The sequence below is a fragment of the Burkholderia sp. MSHR3999 genome (assembly GCF_000833595.1).
GTDB classification, from domain to species: Bacteria; Pseudomonadota; Gammaproteobacteria; order Burkholderiales; family Burkholderiaceae; genus Burkholderia; species Burkholderia ubonensis.
In genome coordinates, this window is the sequence record NZ_JRFO01000004.1 from 31,947 (window position 1) to 45,823 (window position 13,877).

17 protein-coding genes are annotated in these 13,877 nt (G+C 64.7%); 1 reads left to right on the forward strand and 16 read right to left on the reverse strand.

Going from position 1 to position 13,877, the window contains the following annotated elements:
* The first annotated feature begins 44 nt into the window (after positions 1-44).
* Positions 45-428: a hypothetical protein gene (locus tag KY49_RS12860; protein WP_042585236.1), complete on the forward strand. Its 384-nt coding sequence runs from the start codon at positions 45-47 to the stop codon at positions 426-428.
* Here the strand turns inward: KY49_RS12860 and KY49_RS12865 are convergent.
* Genes KY49_RS12865 through KY49_RS12940 form a run of 16 tightly spaced genes read right to left on the reverse strand, consistent with a single transcriptional unit; the run spans position 421 to position 13,876 of the window.
* Entirely contained in the window at positions 421-3,510 is a 3,090-nt protein-coding gene (locus KY49_RS12865; RefSeq protein ID WP_042585053.1) for a conjugal transfer protein TraG N-terminal domain-containing protein, read from the reverse strand. The genes KY49_RS12860 and KY49_RS12865 overlap by 8 nt on opposite strands.
* An 8-nt stretch (positions 3,511-3,518) precedes the next feature.
* On the reverse strand, positions 3,519-4,988 hold the full coding sequence (locus KY49_RS12870; protein ID WP_042585054.1) for a conjugal transfer protein TraH: 1,470 nt from the start codon (positions 4,986-4,988) through the stop codon (positions 3,519-3,521).
* A complete protein-coding gene (locus KY49_RS12875; RefSeq protein WP_082062341.1) occupies positions 4,981-6,081 on the reverse strand; it encodes a phage Gp37/Gp68 family protein in 1,101 nt (366 codons plus the stop codon). The genes KY49_RS12870 and KY49_RS12875 overlap by 8 nt, the downstream gene beginning before the upstream one ends.
* Positions 6,078-6,431: a hypothetical protein gene (locus tag KY49_RS12880; RefSeq protein ID WP_042585055.1), complete on the reverse strand. Its 354-nt coding sequence runs from the start codon at positions 6,429-6,431 to the stop codon at positions 6,078-6,080. Before KY49_RS12880 ends, KY49_RS12875 begins: the two co-directional genes overlap by 4 nt.
* 2 nt (positions 6,432-6,433) lie before the next feature.
* Positions 6,434-6,892 carry a Lar family restriction alleviation protein gene (locus KY49_RS12885; RefSeq protein ID WP_042585056.1) on the reverse strand — a complete coding sequence of 153 codons (459 nt, stop codon included), beginning with the start codon at positions 6,890-6,892 and terminating at the stop codon, positions 6,434-6,436.
* Complete coding sequence (locus tag KY49_RS12890) at positions 6,889-7,317, reverse strand: HNH endonuclease (protein ID WP_042585057.1); 429 nt, start codon at positions 7,315-7,317, stop codon at positions 6,889-6,891. The genes KY49_RS12885 and KY49_RS12890 overlap by 4 nt, the downstream gene beginning before the upstream one ends.
* Positions 7,314-7,622 (reverse strand): hypothetical protein, encoded by a 309-nt coding sequence (locus tag KY49_RS12895; protein WP_052495651.1) that lies wholly within the window; start codon positions 7,620-7,622, stop codon positions 7,314-7,316. The genes KY49_RS12890 and KY49_RS12895 overlap by 4 nt, the downstream gene beginning before the upstream one ends.
* Positions 7,623-7,658: 36 nt before the next feature.
* Positions 7,659-8,225 (reverse strand): hypothetical protein, encoded by a 567-nt coding sequence (locus KY49_RS12900; RefSeq protein WP_052495652.1) that lies wholly within the window; start codon positions 8,223-8,225, stop codon positions 7,659-7,661.
* Positions 8,226-8,230: 5 nt separating this feature from the next.
* Positions 8,231-9,196, reverse strand: a complete 966-nt coding sequence (locus tag KY49_RS38500; RefSeq protein ID WP_063840476.1) for a hypothetical protein — start codon at positions 9,194-9,196, stop codon at positions 8,231-8,233.
* A 15-nt stretch (positions 9,197-9,211) separates the two neighbouring features.
* Positions 9,212-10,264: a DNA-methyltransferase gene (locus KY49_RS12910; RefSeq protein ID WP_042585058.1), complete on the reverse strand. Its 1,053-nt coding sequence runs from the start codon at positions 10,262-10,264 to the stop codon at positions 9,212-9,214.
* Positions 10,265-10,276: 12 nt separating this feature from the next.
* Positions 10,277-11,134 (reverse strand): conjugal transfer protein TraF, encoded by an 858-nt coding sequence (locus KY49_RS12915; protein WP_042585059.1) that lies wholly within the window; start codon positions 11,132-11,134, stop codon positions 10,277-10,279.
* 3 nt (positions 11,135-11,137) lie between these two features.
* On the reverse strand, positions 11,138-11,521 hold the full coding sequence (locus tag KY49_RS12920) for a hypothetical protein (protein WP_231636387.1): 384 nt from the start codon (positions 11,519-11,521) through the stop codon (positions 11,138-11,140).
* Positions 11,518-11,937 (reverse strand): hypothetical protein, encoded by a 420-nt coding sequence (locus KY49_RS12925; protein WP_231636388.1) that lies wholly within the window; start codon positions 11,935-11,937, stop codon positions 11,518-11,520. The genes KY49_RS12920 and KY49_RS12925 overlap by 4 nt, the downstream gene beginning before the upstream one ends.
* Positions 11,930-12,181, reverse strand: coding sequence for a hypothetical protein (locus tag KY49_RS12930; RefSeq protein WP_082062342.1), 252 nt, complete (start codon positions 12,179-12,181; stop codon positions 11,930-11,932). The genes KY49_RS12925 and KY49_RS12930 overlap by 8 nt, the downstream gene beginning before the upstream one ends.
* A complete protein-coding gene (locus tag KY49_RS12935) occupies positions 12,171-12,596 on the reverse strand; it encodes a hypothetical protein (RefSeq protein ID WP_042585060.1) in 426 nt (141 codons plus the stop codon). The genes KY49_RS12930 and KY49_RS12935 overlap by 11 nt, the downstream gene beginning before the upstream one ends.
* A gap of 2 nt (positions 12,597-12,598) precedes the next feature.
* Complete coding sequence (locus KY49_RS12940) at positions 12,599-13,876, reverse strand: conjugal transfer protein TraN (protein WP_082062343.1); 1,278 nt, start codon at positions 13,874-13,876, stop codon at positions 12,599-12,601.
* Position 13,877: the final 1 nt, after the last annotated feature.

Genomic DNA, 13,877 nt, shown 5'->3' on the forward strand with positions numbered 1-13,877 from the left:
CATCCAGCACAACAGATGAATGGCGTCCGACAGCGGGGGTGGCCATGAAGAACCTGTTCCATGCGCTGTGGCATCCGTTTCTGCATTTCCGCGCGCTGCGCTGGTTTGCGCGCCGCGGACGGTGGTTGCTCGTGATGGTGCCGCTCGCGTTCGCGCTCCACGCCGGGCTGGATTCGATCGGCCACCCGGTGGCGGCGAACGTCGTGTTCGACCTGCTGGTCGTGCGACTGATGATCGTTGCGTTTGAGAGCATCTTCGGTATTCCTCGATATCTCGCCGATAAAGGGGTGCCGCTCGTGCCGTCGGATCCGTTTGACCGCCCGATTTGGGATCACCCAGAGTCCGAGTTCAACCCACCGATGTGGTACAACCCGGAAACTGGAGCAAATACGCGCATGTGGTCTCCCGGCTGTATTCAAATCAATTAATCCTCGGCGGCACGTCCTTCTTGTCGTAGTCCTCGCCCGGCTTGAGGCCAACCGTTTCCTTCACGGTGTTGGCGACCCGCCGGGCGGTGTCGTGCAGATCCCGGCCCTCATTCGCCGCATTCACTTCCGTCTGCGTGACGCGCCCCTCGCCGAGCGCCCGATCCGGGCTCGCGTATCGTTGAACCTCCTTGTCGAAGTCCTGCGCACGCGCGCCCAGGCTCTGCGGTGAGCTGGGCATGAGCGGCGCACTGGCATCGGCGCGTGCGCCGGCAATCTCCGAGGGCGGCGCCATGTTGGGTTGAACCGGCGTGACCGAGCCAAACCCGGTATCGCGCACCATCGAGTCGAACGTGCGCGCGCGTTCGCCGTCTGGGCGACGACGGGAGCCGTCCGACGCACGGGACGCGGCCCGCCCCGTGTCGTGAGAGCCGTAGCCGGGCGCATCGGGCGCGTACGGACTGCCCCACGTCGGCGTGGAAACGTGCTGGGCGATCGCCTGGTTGTCGAGATATTGGCCGACCATGCCGACGATCTTGTCCTCGGACTGCAGCACGAAGCGGGTCGCGGACATGTGATTGGCTTGCGCGACCTTCCAGAAGAGCTCGGGGTCGGCCATCATGTTCTCCATCACTTCATGGCGCCGCGAGCTATTGGACGCGGACGAGGTCCGCGATCCCGACTCGCGCCGGAAGCCGCTCTCGCTCTGGTTGGCCGATTCGGACGTCGTGGTTCTCGATGCGGTGCGATCGTGCCGATCGCTTTGAGCCGATTGCTCACCGGTCGTGTTCTGAGCCGTTGCCGACCCGGTGTGGGAGTACTCAGCTGCGCGAGTAGCGGAATCGCTATTTCGATGACTGTCACCGTCAGAGTACGATCTAGCCTGGTCCGCTGCGTAAGTGCGGACGCCGGTGAGATCCGCACCGAGATGGCCGTCGAAACCTACACTGCCTCGGCTGTGGCGTTGTGTCGCGGGGGTAGACGCTTGTGCTGGTGCCTGCGACGAACCAACCCGGTCCATGGCGTCCGCGATTTGTTGCGGTGACGCGCCACCTTGTTCCATCGCGCGTCGCACACGCGCTTGATCGCGCGCAACGTTGTTACCGCGTGGTTGCCCCGTTGGCCGCCCCGGATTTCCGCTCTCGACGCTCGAGTCAGCGCCGAGACGCCCACCCGCACCGGCCCGCAGGATGATGCTGTCTTGAGCCTGGACGTTCTGTCCGAACTGCGACTGGATAGTGCGATCGCGACCGACCGACTCGTCGTGTGCACTGCGTCCGCTCAACCCGCCGCTGTCCGTCACCGCATTCAGCTGGCTCGTGCCCTGGCTCGTGCCGCGGTCGGCGGAATGCCCGAAGGTCTCGGCGCCCGAGAGGGAAGTGCCGGTCCGCGATATGTTCGAGCTGCCCGAGAAGTTCGACGTGCCGCTGAACCGCTCATTGCTACGGCCGATCGAGCGTTCGTCGGCCGCGACCATGCTCTGCAGCATGTGTTCCTGGAAGCGATCGAGCGCGGCACGCCCGTTGCTCGACACCCGCAGCGTGCTGCCGTCGGCGAGCTGTATCGCGGTGCTGCCGCTGCTCGACGCGAAGCCGCTGTCGAACTTCTGCATCGTGGTGGTGTTCACCGACGACGTGTCGATGCCGGACTGCCCCATGCTGTAGTTGCCGCCCGCGATCGCCGCGCCCGAACGCGCGCCTGCCGAACTGAAACCCGAGATCATCCGGTCGGCCAGCCCATAGATCTGACCATCCGCCATTCTCACGACCGCGCCGGCAATGAACGGGACGAGCACCACCATGTAGCCGATCATCGCCTGCTCGTCGACGATCGTGGCGTCGAACACGTTGCTCAGCTGGAACGGCACGCCTGCCGAGAGCTTGAGCGCCGCGAGCTTGCTGTGGAGGTGGATCAGCGACAGGTGGTTGATGATCGCGAACAGCACCGGCCACAGGCCGATCCACACCAGCCCCATGAAGTAGCCGGCGAGCACCCGCTTGGCGGCCTCCGCCGGCACCAGGACCATCAACGTCACCACCACCGGGAAGAGGCCATACAGGATGGCCTCGATCCAGTTGCGCATATGCGGGATCGTCTCCTGGCCGAGCAGGCTCAGCGTGCTGTTCGAGCCGTTCGCCTGGCGTGCCGCTTCCGCCTCGGCGATCAGCGCGTTGGTGTCTGCAATCGCCGCCGGGTCGTTGTGCGCGCGCGCCATCGCGGTGCCGGCGTCGCGCCACAGATTGTTGAACATCGCCTGCTTCATCGCATCCGACGCGGACGCTGATGAGTCGAGCAGCCACGAGTTCGATGTCGATACCGTCGACAGGAACATCTGCTGCGCGAGTCCGTCCGAGCTGGCCTGAGGGAACGCCTGGCGGCCGTAGAACTGCTGCGCGCTGGTCACCGCGCCGTCGACACGCGATTTCAGTACCTGCGCGACTGCAACACAGGTATCGGTCTTGGGCGTATTGGTCAGCACGTTATACGTGACGAAGCGCGCCGGGCTTGTGTTGCTGAAGATCGTGTTCCAGGTGTCGGTCCCGGCGACGATCTGGTCGGGCGTGATCACCCCGTCGAGGATGTCGTACTTCGTGCATTCCTTGAAGAACTGCATCAGGTCGGCACGCAAGCCGGGATCACGCACGACGGCCGAATTGACCTGGCGCAGGATCCGGTGGCCGAAGCCGACGTCGCCTTTCTCGAGGCCCAGATCATCCGGCACGCCGAACACGGTCTCGTAACCGCGTGTCAGGTAATTGAAGACGAGCGAATTCGCCTGCGCGACGCTTGCCAATGCGACGGGGACGTGATCGATGGTCCGCGGCGGCTCGAGGCCGGTGCGATCGACAAGCGCGACGCGCGCGATCGGCAGGTTCAGGATCGTCACGAACATCAGCGCCTGAATGAACCACATCATCAGCTCGAACTGCCGTCCGACGTAGCCGAACAGGCCGATCATCAGCGCGATGACGAACACGAACTTCAGGAGCCCACTGTAGCCATTGCTCATCATCGTCGCCGCGACCGCGTTCAACACGTAGTACAGCGTGTCGACGTTCCACCAGGTCTGGATCTCGATGCCCATGTGGCCCCCTAGTTGAGGCTCTTGCCGAACGCGAGCGAATTGCGCAGCGTCTCGGAAAGGTTGGCGTCGACGGCCCGCTCCATCGCCTGCAGCTCGAGCGCAATGTTGTGGGTGCTCACGGTCTGCGAATACGCTTTCATCAGGGCCTGGTGGGCGAGATTCGTGACCCGGTCCATCTGGGGCTGAATCTCCTTGAGCGAATCGGCCTGGGTGGCGTCCGCGAGTGCCATGTACTTGCCGATCGCTTCCTGCAGATCCTTGACGCACCGCCGGATGTACACCTCCGCGTACTTCGCCGCGACCAGATCGACGTAGGTCGCGATCGCACCGTCGCTCAACGATGTGTTGCCGTAACGCGTGCCGGTCGCGATCATGCTGTAGACCGGCAGGTCGGTCGTATTCAGGAACGCAATGACCTGGTCGACGTTGTCGTGGGGCGAGCGATTAGCGATGTGATCCGCGATGCTCGTCATGCGGTTTTCGACCATCGTGTAGAAGCTGTCCGTGCTCAGGTTGTCTGGGTACGGATGCAGACACCCGTCGTCGGTCGTCGTGTCGCACCGCCAGATCGGGACTTTCACCTTGCTGCCCTTGTCGATGGCGCTGCCGATCAGCGTGGCGACGTCGATGTCGGTGGGCATCAGCGGACGGGGGGTCTGTGGCGTGCCCGAATCGGTCGGGAAGATCATCGAGCCGACCAGCGACATCAGGACCATCCGGTCCTCGTCCGTCATCCCGTCGACGTGCTTGAGCGCCTTCCACACCACATTGCCGGTGGGGAGCACGTCCTTGGCCTGCGGGTTGTTGTTCTTGACGGTGTCGATCACGTCGTTCGCCTTGGACTCGTCATCCATCACGTTGGTCCAGGCGTCAGTGATGTTCTCGAAGATGTTGCTGTCGACCCCGAAGTTCTTGGCGGCGTCCTGTTTGCCACGGGTCCAGGTGTCGGGCAGGGCGGCATTGACGAGCCCCTTGGCCGCCGTGCACGAATCCATGTTCAACCGGTTGACCTGCTGCGCGGTCGCGGCGAGCGCCTGCATCACGTTGTCGCACGTCGGACACAGGTTCTGGATTGCCAGCTTGAAGCCATAGCCGAGCGCGTTGGAGCCGATGTTGCGCAGCATCGCGACGAACTGCTCCTTGTTGATGAACGAGAAGCCGCCCATGAACAGGTCGATGCCGCCGCAGCCGGCGTTCCACGACGGCGGCGTCATCGACGCGACCTGATAGGTGCGCCGGGGCATACGCATGAAGAGCGAGCCGCCGGAGAACATGTCCATCGTCTGGCCCTGGAGCGCCCCCGGGCCCGTGACGTTGCCCATCGCATTGACGCTGTTGAACAGGTCCTGCATCGACATGGCGGCCGATGGCTGCGTGTAGACAAGGCAGGCGAGGGAGAGCGCGGCGACGACGGCCTGCAGCCAGCGCTGCGCGCCACGGGAGAGGCGATACGCCTTGACCGAGAGCACCTTAGACATAGCGGTCTCCAACGATAGGAATGACGCGTCGCGCCGGGAGATCCCAGCGAGCCGCAACGCTGTCGACAGTGCTGGAGCGCGGCGCCGAGTCCGGGAACGCGTGGTGGACGACGCCATCGAGCATGCGCCCGGCGAGCCTCTTGCCGACACTCAGCATGTGGGCGTCGCCGTTGGCAAACACCGCGGGGTCGTTCCCATCGTGGACATGACCGGACAGTTGAATCCACGCGCCGGACCGGGCCGCCTCGATCTGCTCGTTGGTGGCGTCGGTCCCCGGCATCCACTGTCCCCATTGCTTGAAGAGGAACGGCACGTCGGCCCCATGACATTGATCGCGCAGGCGACGGACCCATACGGGGTGCGTGATGCGGGCACTGCGCCCGCTTTCACCGCCGGCGATCACCCAGTTGATCGTGCTCGGGAAGTCCGAATGACTCGTGAACCCGCCTTTCGGGGCATCGAGCGTGGCCGATCGCGCGCCGATGACATACGGCGCCTCGTTCCAGTAACCGCCGCGCAGCACGTCGACGCGATGCCCGTCGAGGCCGGGCCACCGCACGGATTCGAGGTCGATCGGACCGAGCATCGGTTCGATCGACAGGAACCGGATACGAGCCGCCGTGGTGAGCAGCTTCGGGATATCGCGGTCCGCCTCGTCCTGGTTGACCACCGTCGCGCCCAGCCACACGTTGCCGGGCGTGCCGCCCGGGAACATTTCCGCCAGCATCGTGCCGGCGTTGCCGATGCGCTTGGTGAGCAGCAGCCACGTCAGTGCGGGCGTGGCGAGAATCAGCTGGCCGAACGCCAGGCGCGCGCCGGCGGGCGCCGCGTTGTCGAACGGATCGCACACGCTCGGGAAGACCTTAACGGGCCGGCCGGCGACGCGCGCTCGCTCGTTCCATCTCAGCGGCTTGTCCCAATGCCGAGGGCCGTACGTGCCGCGTGGCGCGCCGGGTCCCCAGTTCTCGCCCCGGCGCAACCACCGGTTCATGGACTCGGCATAGCAGTGGTCACATCCCGGGCCGACCTTCTGGCATCCCTCCCATGGCGACCAGGTATGGTCGGTCCACTCGATCTCGCTGTTCTCGCTCATCGCCGCACCATCATGCAGAGGTCCGCCCGACGCCTGAGCTCGGCGGCGTACGCGTTCAAGTCACCGGTCATCACGAAATACCGACGCGGCGCGGCCGGCACGCCGACATACTTCTCGTCGGAAGCGGCGGGGCGCGGCTCGGTACCGGCGATACACACGTTGCACGATCTCGAGTTCGACACGTGAATCGGTGAGAGCTGACCGGCCGCGAGCATCTCGTCGAGCAACGGTCGAATGCGGTCGGCCTTCAGGTTGAACTGGCTGGCAAGCACATACGGTGCGTAGGCAACGCCCGGGTGCATCACCGCGAGCAGTTCGTTGGCCGTTGGGACGGGTCTGAAGCGCGCCATGATCAGATCTCCTTGAACGTGATGGGCTCCATGTAGACATGGAGTGCCGCCGGCAAAACGCCGTTATCCGCGCCGCGCTGGTGAAGCATCATTGCGAAGTTGGCGACGTCGATCGGATCTCCCTTGCCGACGTGCTCGACGAGATATCGCGCGAGCGTGCTGACGTGGCAACTCGCGGGATCATTCCAACCGCCCCGGCCTTCGGCGCGCTTCCTGGCGAGCTTCCGTTTCATTCGGGCGGCAAAGATATCGACGGCGACATCGTCCGGATGCAGCGACCCGGCGCGTCGGTTCCAGGCCGCCGCCGCAGTGGTGAGATCGTTGAAGGTGAGCGCCATCTGATAGCCGGGGCACGCGAGATCGACGCAGCTCCCGCCGAATTTCCCCTCGGACACCCGCATCACGGCATCACGGTCGCAAAACGGGCAGGGAATCAGCTGATATTGGTTGGGGGAGTTCATTGGACGGCTCCTGAAAGGACCGCGCGTGCAGCGACGCGCTCGAAATGGAAGACGACCGATGCACCGGTTTCCTGGACCAGCCCGTAACACTTCGCCAGGCGGTAAATCGGGTGGTACGCATTGAGGGAGGCCACGTGCCCGGCGAGCCATCGCCGCCATTGCTCGAGCGACATCTGCCCCTTGCTGATGTTGCAAGGCGGACAGGACGGCATCCAATTCGACTCGACGTCGCGCTCGGGATGCCTGGGCGGGCCGCCCACGAGCCGCCATTGACCGCCCTCGGCGCGCTTCGTCTCGACCGCACGCACGACGGGATCGACGTGGTCTACATGCCAACGTTGTGCCAGCTCCGTGCCGCAATAGGCGCACCGGCCGCCGAACATTTGGCGCACCTGTTCGCGCTGCGCTTTCGTGAGGCGGCTCATGCTTGGTTGGATCCGGCTGCGGCCATGATCGCCTCGTATCGTCGTTCGTTGTAGGCCTCCCATGCGTACGTGCATGGGAACGCGCCGCGCGCACCTTCGCTAGATTCAACGTAGCGACAAATCACAAACGGGTCGCGCGAAGGAACGGCGCGCATCCAGACGTGCTGCGGCATGCCGAGCGGCCAGCTGTATCCGTCTGCCCGCACCTGCCTCATGAACTCATGCACGTCATGGTGGCCTCGCGACATGACGATGTAGGTGTCGTCACCGACGTTCTCAATTTCGAGCGGGTAGTCTTTAGCCACGATCGACTCCTTAATTAATGTGGAATCCTTCGGTTGTCACGGAATGGGACCGTATTCGACGCCCCTCGCCATATCGATCAAGAACGACTTAATCGTGGCGACGTCTGGTGCACCGCTGCAGAGCACGCCGTCGACACCGTAGGGACTTGTGAACCAAACAATGTCAAGCTCTTCCTCGTATTCCAGACGGTGGCAGCAAACCTCAGCGGGCTCTCCAGTCAGTAGCTTCGCCGTGAGTCGATCGGGAGTCGGCAGGTGCAACGCCTCCCAATCCTCGTTCGCGATCAACACCTCAGCGCACTGGCGCTCACGTTCGCGCGCGAGGTCACGCTCGGCCGCATCAGTCGCAGCAGCTCGATCCGCGAGCACAAGAGCGACTTCATGCTCGAAAACTCCGCAAAGAAAGGGCACGTCAACCAGCAATGGCGGGCACGGCTCGCCCGCGAAAGCCTGGGCTGCTTCTCGTGCGAGATCCTCCGCGCGTTCCATCGCAATCCCGTAGGGATCGATATCGCGTTTATCGCCAGTTAGCTCTGGGTCGAGGCACGTCGCGAGCACCCATTGGCAGCGCGCCGCAAGTGCGAGTGAAAAGAGGTCGTCCATACGCGTCAACGCCTCGTCCCAGCGCCGGCGGCGGCGATCTCAACCGATCCCGCAGTAAGAACAGCGTCAATCTCCGAAAAGAGAGCGACAACGCAATTCGGTGGATCGCTCTCCCACTCCACCTGCGATAACTCGACGCGAACTTGCGCAAGAAGAGCAAGGAGACGCTCGCGCCCCACCGGCACACAATCGGATTGGACCGAAGCGACCGTGATTGGGAGAGGAGAGTGCCTGGGCTTCGCGGCCTGCTTGGCGCGGATCTGTTCGATCTTGGTCCAGACACGCGCGAGTTCCGCTTCGGCGGCCGCATACATGTCCAGCCCGTTCGCGAGACTCAGCGCCGCCAGCGTGACCATGACGCCGCCAATCTCTTGTATCGGCTCGCCGAGCGGGCGGCTAAACGTGTAGTCGACCAGCTGGTGCGCGTCACTGGCCGTGCAACCGCATGCCTGCACCAGTTCGAGCGCTTCTTCGAGGAACCGGTGATTCCGCTCGGCGCGATCGGCCGCGATCTCCGCGCCGAAGCATTCGAGCAGCCACGGTTGCACGCGGGATTGGAACGCTACCGCTTCCGGCGCCCGCGCGAGGGTGTCCTCGCCGAACAGTGATTCGCTCGTCGCCATGACGAGTTCGCGGCGCAGTGCCTTGGCTTGCGCCGCAATCGCCGCGCGCTCTGGCGAACCCGGCATGCGCTCGATCGCGCCGACCAGTTCGAACGCGTGCTGCGTCAGGTTCACGATGCCGTTCGCGCGCGTGGCGGCCGCGTCTGTCGCCATAGCGGGCAAGCAAGCCGAGAGCAGGCGCACTGCGGCATCCATGTTGTCGGCCATTTCGACGAACTGGTCTGCGTCGCGCAACGAGGCAGCGTCGTCGCCGAGGCAGGCGATTACCTGTTCAAGCTCGCTCGGCTCGTCGAGGATGTGTCGTTGGTGATCCGTCAGTGCATCGACGCTGCGATTAGATTGGGTCATGGTGTCCTCCGTCGGTCAAGCGAGCGCGAGCGCCGGTTGCCGCAAACGCTTGCGTTGAAGGCGCTCGTAGTCGGGATTCAGTTCGAAGCCTACGAAGTGCCGGCCGAGGCGTTGCGAGACCTGACCCATCGTGCCGCTGCCGAAGAACGGATCGAACACGACATCACCCGGCCGGCTGCCCGCGAGCACGCAAGGCTCGACCAGCGCTTCCGGGAAGGTGGCGAAGTGGGCTGCGGCAAATGGTTGCGTGGCAATGGTCCAGACAGACCGACGCATGCGTCGCCCGTCGCCGGTATCGACACGGTATTCAGCTTCACCGCGCCCCCCGTGATGGAACGAGCCGTGTGCGCCTTCTCGCGTATCCCAGCCACCGGGCACCTTTACACGTCGATTGCCGATGACCTTGCGCTGACCAAGATGGGCGTTGTCGGTTTCTCCGCCAACGTAGCAGGCGCCGCGAAACGTTGCGGCATCTTCATCGCTCGAGCGAGGCTCGCGCATGGCGTCCGAGTCGAAGTAGTACCGCTCGCTCTTGGTCAGCAGGAACAGGTACTCGTGCGCTTTTGTGCAGCGATCGCGCACGCTCTCCGGCATCGGATTCGGCTTGTGCCAGATGATGTCCTGCCGGAGATACCATCCGGCGTCTTGCAGCGCGAAGGCGAGGCGCCACGGCTGGCCCATCAAATCCTTCGGCTTCAGGCCTATTGGCACGGTGCCAACGCGGCACGTATCGCGAAAGACCATCGTTCCCGCGACGGGAGGCCGACCACCTGAAGCACCGCCAGCGGACGCGTAGGCATCGCCCATATTCACCCAGGCGGTTCCGTCATCCGCAAGGAGCTCGCGGCACAGATCGAACACGTCGACCATGACTGCAAGCCATTCAGCAAGCGACGATTCCTGACCGATCTCCCGACGCTTGTCTGGGTGGTTGTCCGGCAGATACGAACGCAGGCCCCAATACGGTGGCGACGTCACGATCGTCTGCACCTTCACGCCGTCGGCGATCATGACGCGCATCAGTTCGCGACAGTCGCCGAAATGGCAGTGATCGATCCAGTTTCTCATCGCGTCCTCTCGTCAGAAGTTGTCGCCAGCCTTCGTGCCGGTCAGCACGAAGATCCGGTTCACGATCTCGGACAGCGACATCGCGCCGAACCCGATCGGCGCGTAATCGCCCGTCTGCTTCGAGCCAATGAAAAGCGCCGGCACCCGCTCGACACCCCAGGCGGCGGCTTTCGATCGACCGTCAGCAGGATGTGGAAACTCGTCGATGCCGCGCCCGTCCACGGTGACGCCCAGCACGTCGATGCCGTACTTGTCCGCGAGCATGCGCATCACCGGCGCCATCGCGTGGCAATACGGGCAGTCCGACCGGAAGAAAAAGATCAAGCCGTGGTCCTTGGCCAGCGCCCGCAGCTGCGATTCCTCGTCGGCGTCGCGCTTCGCGTCGTAGACCTTGATCGCCGCGTTGTTGGCCGGCCGCGTCAGCGTGTAGTCGAGCGCGGGATCCTGCCAAACCACCCGTCGCCAGTTGTCGGCAAACACGGCGCCTTTCTCCTGCGTCATCTGCCAGAGCTGCAGATAATCGCGGATGTGATCGGGCGTCGGCTCCATCGTCGCGACGTCGAGCCGGCGCGAAAGCTCCTTGCGCATCTGCTCGGCGGTCTTGATGTCGGGAATCTCGATGCGCTCGCTCGGCGCGGGCTGCGGTTCCGACGCAGGCGCAGGCGCCTCGGCCTGCTCGGGCGCGGGCTTCTTGAGGTCGCAATACCAATTGAACCGCGGGGCATACGCGTTGTTGTCGGCACCGTCGCCGGCGTCGCACTGCCAGATCGACGGGTAGTCGAGCGGATTGGTTTGCGCCGGCGCCGCCAGCGCGATGAGCGGCGCAACAAGAAGCGGAGCGACGGCGGCGACGTGAGGTTGGATGCGCATGGCTCACTCCGAGTCGCCGGGCGGGCTGCCGTCGGCGCAAATGTTCATCTCGGTGGTCAGCACCGCCGTGTCCGGCCCGTTCGGCGTGCGCGCTCCGGCCTGCGACCAGACAAGCTTGAGGCGCTTGCACTCGGGATTGCGGAGCGCGCGCACCGTGCTGACGTCGACGGTCAGCAATCCGGACGCATTGAACTGGCGCCGAAACTGCTCGGCGATCGGGCCCGCGACGATGCCGTGCGCATGGCCATTGTGGATCGCATCCGCGATGAGCAGCAACGGCGTGTCGACGACCTGTCCGTCGACTTGCGCGTGCGCCGGCGTAATCGCGATGCTTGCGAGCACGGCAAGGGCGAGACGGACGGGACGAGGGGCAGCCAGCGGCGTCATGCTGCGGCTCCTGCGGCGCGAAGTGAGGGTGACCGATTCCGGGCCGGGGGATTCAGCCGCACCGCGCTCTGGTCGACCGCAGCCGCGATCGCATGGGCGATGTCCGGTGCGCCGAAGTAGTGTGCGGTCCCGGCCAGCGACGCACCGTGTCGCACGATCAGCGCGGCCGCGCGTTGCGGCGTCTCGTCGCCCGACGCGACCCGCGAAGCCAGGGCGGACGTGACGCGATCAACGCGGCGGACCAGCAGCGCGAGCGCCAGTTGCACGTCGGAGTGCGGTACGGCATCGGAAACAGTGCAGTGGTTCACGGTCTTCTCCGAATGAGAGAGGAATCTGCGGTGGTCGCCGGAGCTCGGCGACCTCGGCGCGCCGTTTTCGTGATCGCGCACGGCATCGTGGATGGGGCGTTCACGCATCGCTCGTCCGCTCCCCGGCTGCGCGGTCGTCGACCGGCACGCGCGCCGCGCGATCACCAGCGTCCCAGGCGCCGACGCACTCCGGGCACGCGCTGCACACGCCAAGACCTGCGCCGTAGTCCACCTGCTCCCAGAAGCACGGGCTTTTGTTCGCGTCGTCCCAGCACGCATGGAAATCGTCACAGCCGCAGCCGATGCAGACGGCCACCACGCGCGAGCGGGTGATCCGAGTTTTAATCGTCATCACGCACCTCCGTGGCCCGACCGGGCGCCGCCGAGACCGCCCGCTCCAGACGGGCCTTGAGGTGGGTCAGCGCACGCACGACAGGTGCCTTGTCGACGCGCTTGCCCGGCGCGCGCGCAGCGATCAAGTCCAGTTGCAGGTCAATCGTCCGGATCGCGGCGCGCACCGTATCCGGCAGGGTGTCGCGTTCCGCCGGCGGCTCGAACTGTTGCGCCGCCACGCACCGCGCCTCCTCCGCTGCACACGCTTCGAGCGCCACCTTCAGCGGGTCCAGTGATGCGCGCGCGATCGCGTCGAGCGCGAACCGCGCGCCGTTGCTCCACGCCTCGAGCTCCCTGCCAGGGACCGCTGGGGCGGCCGGCGCGGTGAACTCGTGGAGCTGCTCGAATGCGAGTGGATGGGTGCTGTCGTCCATCTTCAGTCTCCGTTTCCGTAGTAACCGCTCACCTTGTCGTTCACGGTCTTCTGAACGTTTCCGGTGATGGCGCCTTGATCGGGGTTTTTCGGCGCAATGGAAGCAATGAATTCCGAAAAATCGATCGTGGAGAAATCCAGCTGCGAGATCTGGTTCTGGTTGAATCCCCCGCACTGGTCCATCGGCATGCCGAGTTGGGCCCGGCCCTGGCGGTTGATCAGCTTGGCAAGGATCGAGTTGAAGCAGCAGTGGTCCTGTTTTCGCTCGAGGCACACACCGAGCACCTTCTTGCTGCAGTAGGTGGCAACGTGCACGCACAGGTTCTGGCCGCGCTTGAGCGACAGCGTTTGCTCGGCCGTGTCGCAACGCAGCCACATCTGCACGAGTTGGATGGCGATCGACAGCGCAAACGACGACGGATCGAACCCGACGAACGTGAAACCGGACGAAAACGAGAAGCTGAAGGTGAACCCGTACGCGCCGAACGTGGGCGTGAAGCCGCTGCCGGTAAAGATCGACGTGACGCTGTTCGCCGCGCCGACGCCCTTGCTCATCAGCGTGCTGTCGACGGTCTGGTAGAGGCCGTCGTACAGGTACTTGGAGCCGGTTGCGATCGCCTTGCCGGCGCCGACGGCCAGCATTGCATAGTTGATGAAGGCCTGGCCGCCGTCATTCGACTGGCAGCAGTTCGACAGCGTGGCGCCGCCGACGCCCTTGAGGCTGCAGGATTCCTTGTAGCCCTTGAAGATCTCGACGGAGTTCGGGTTGACACCGTAGACGCCGGCTTCGCGGGCCGCTTCGAGGTACGCTACGGACTTGCCGAAATCCTTGTCCTGCGGCGAGCTCGTATCGAAGCAGCCCACTCCGTTCTGGCAGAACGTCCCTTTGTCGCAGACCGTCTGGTTGACGACCTGATCCGGCGACGTCTTGCATAGGAATGTGTTCTCCTGCGTCAGGCACGTTCCATCATCGGCGCGGGCGATGCACTGGGTGCCGATCTGGCCGCAGCCCCGATCACGCAGCGGCTGGCAGTCGCTTGCGGCGCTAACCGAGCGGCATTGGTACGTCGCGGTGTAGCGCCAGCACGCGCGCGTGACGTCGACGCCCGAGACGTTCTTCGTCGACGGGCCGTCGACGCAAACCTCGCTGAGCTTCTGGCACGACGGATCGGCTATTGCGGCCGGCGTGTGCATTAACAGCCCCAGCGCCGCTGTGACGACCCACGCGGCGCATGCGACGCCATGTCGGGCGCGGAGAAGGAGAGGGTTCGGTGTGTTCATG

What these genes read in the sequence shown, in the direction of transcription:
- KY49_RS12860 (WP_042585236.1), top strand. Translation starts at nt 45, where the DNA reads ATGAAGAACCTGTTCCATGCGCTGTGGCATCCGTTTCTGCATTTCCGC.
- KY49_RS12865 (WP_042585053.1), bottom strand. Translation starts at nt 3,510, where the DNA reads ATGGGCATCGAGATCCAGACCTGGTGGAACGTCGACACGCTGTACTAC.
- KY49_RS12870 (WP_042585054.1), bottom strand. Translation starts at nt 4,988, where the DNA reads ATGTCTAAGGTGCTCTCGGTCAAGGCGTATCGCCTCTCCCGTGGCGCG.
- KY49_RS12875 (WP_082062341.1), bottom strand. Translation starts at nt 6,081, where the DNA reads ATGAGCGAGAACAGCGAGATCGAGTGGACCGACCATACCTGGTCGCCA.
- KY49_RS12880 (WP_042585055.1), bottom strand. Translation starts at nt 6,431, where the DNA reads ATGGCGCGCTTCAGACCCGTCCCAACGGCCAACGAACTGCTCGCGGTG.
- KY49_RS12885 (WP_042585056.1), bottom strand. Translation starts at nt 6,892, where the DNA reads ATGAACTCCCCCAACCAATATCAGCTGATTCCCTGCCCGTTTTGCGAC.
- KY49_RS12890 (WP_042585057.1), bottom strand. Translation starts at nt 7,317, where the DNA reads ATGAGCCGCCTCACGAAAGCGCAGCGCGAACAGGTGCGCCAAATGTTC.
- KY49_RS12900 (WP_052495652.1), bottom strand. Translation starts at nt 8,225, where the DNA reads ATGGACGACCTCTTTTCACTCGCACTTGCGGCGCGCTGCCAATGGGTG.
- KY49_RS38500 (WP_063840476.1), bottom strand. Translation starts at nt 9,196, where the DNA reads ATGACCCAATCTAATCGCAGCGTCGATGCACTGACGGATCACCAACGA.
- KY49_RS12910 (WP_042585058.1), bottom strand. Translation starts at nt 10,264, where the DNA reads ATGAGAAACTGGATCGATCACTGCCATTTCGGCGACTGTCGCGAACTG.
- KY49_RS12915 (WP_042585059.1), bottom strand. Translation starts at nt 11,134, where the DNA reads ATGCGCATCCAACCTCACGTCGCCGCCGTCGCTCCGCTTCTTGTTGCG.
- KY49_RS12920 (WP_231636387.1), bottom strand. Translation starts at nt 11,521, where the DNA reads ATGACGCCGCTGGCTGCCCCTCGTCCCGTCCGTCTCGCCCTTGCCGTG.
- KY49_RS12925 (WP_231636388.1), bottom strand. Translation starts at nt 11,937, where the DNA reads ATGCGTGAACGCCCCATCCACGATGCCGTGCGCGATCACGAAAACGGC.
- KY49_RS12930 (WP_082062342.1), bottom strand. Translation starts at nt 12,181, where the DNA reads ATGACGATTAAAACTCGGATCACCCGCTCGCGCGTGGTGGCCGTCTGC.
- KY49_RS12935 (WP_042585060.1), bottom strand. Translation starts at nt 12,596, where the DNA reads ATGGACGACAGCACCCATCCACTCGCATTCGAGCAGCTCCACGAGTTC.
- KY49_RS12940 (WP_082062343.1), bottom strand. Translation starts at nt 13,876, where the DNA reads ATGAACACACCGAACCCTCTCCTTCTCCGCGCCCGACATGGCGTCGCA.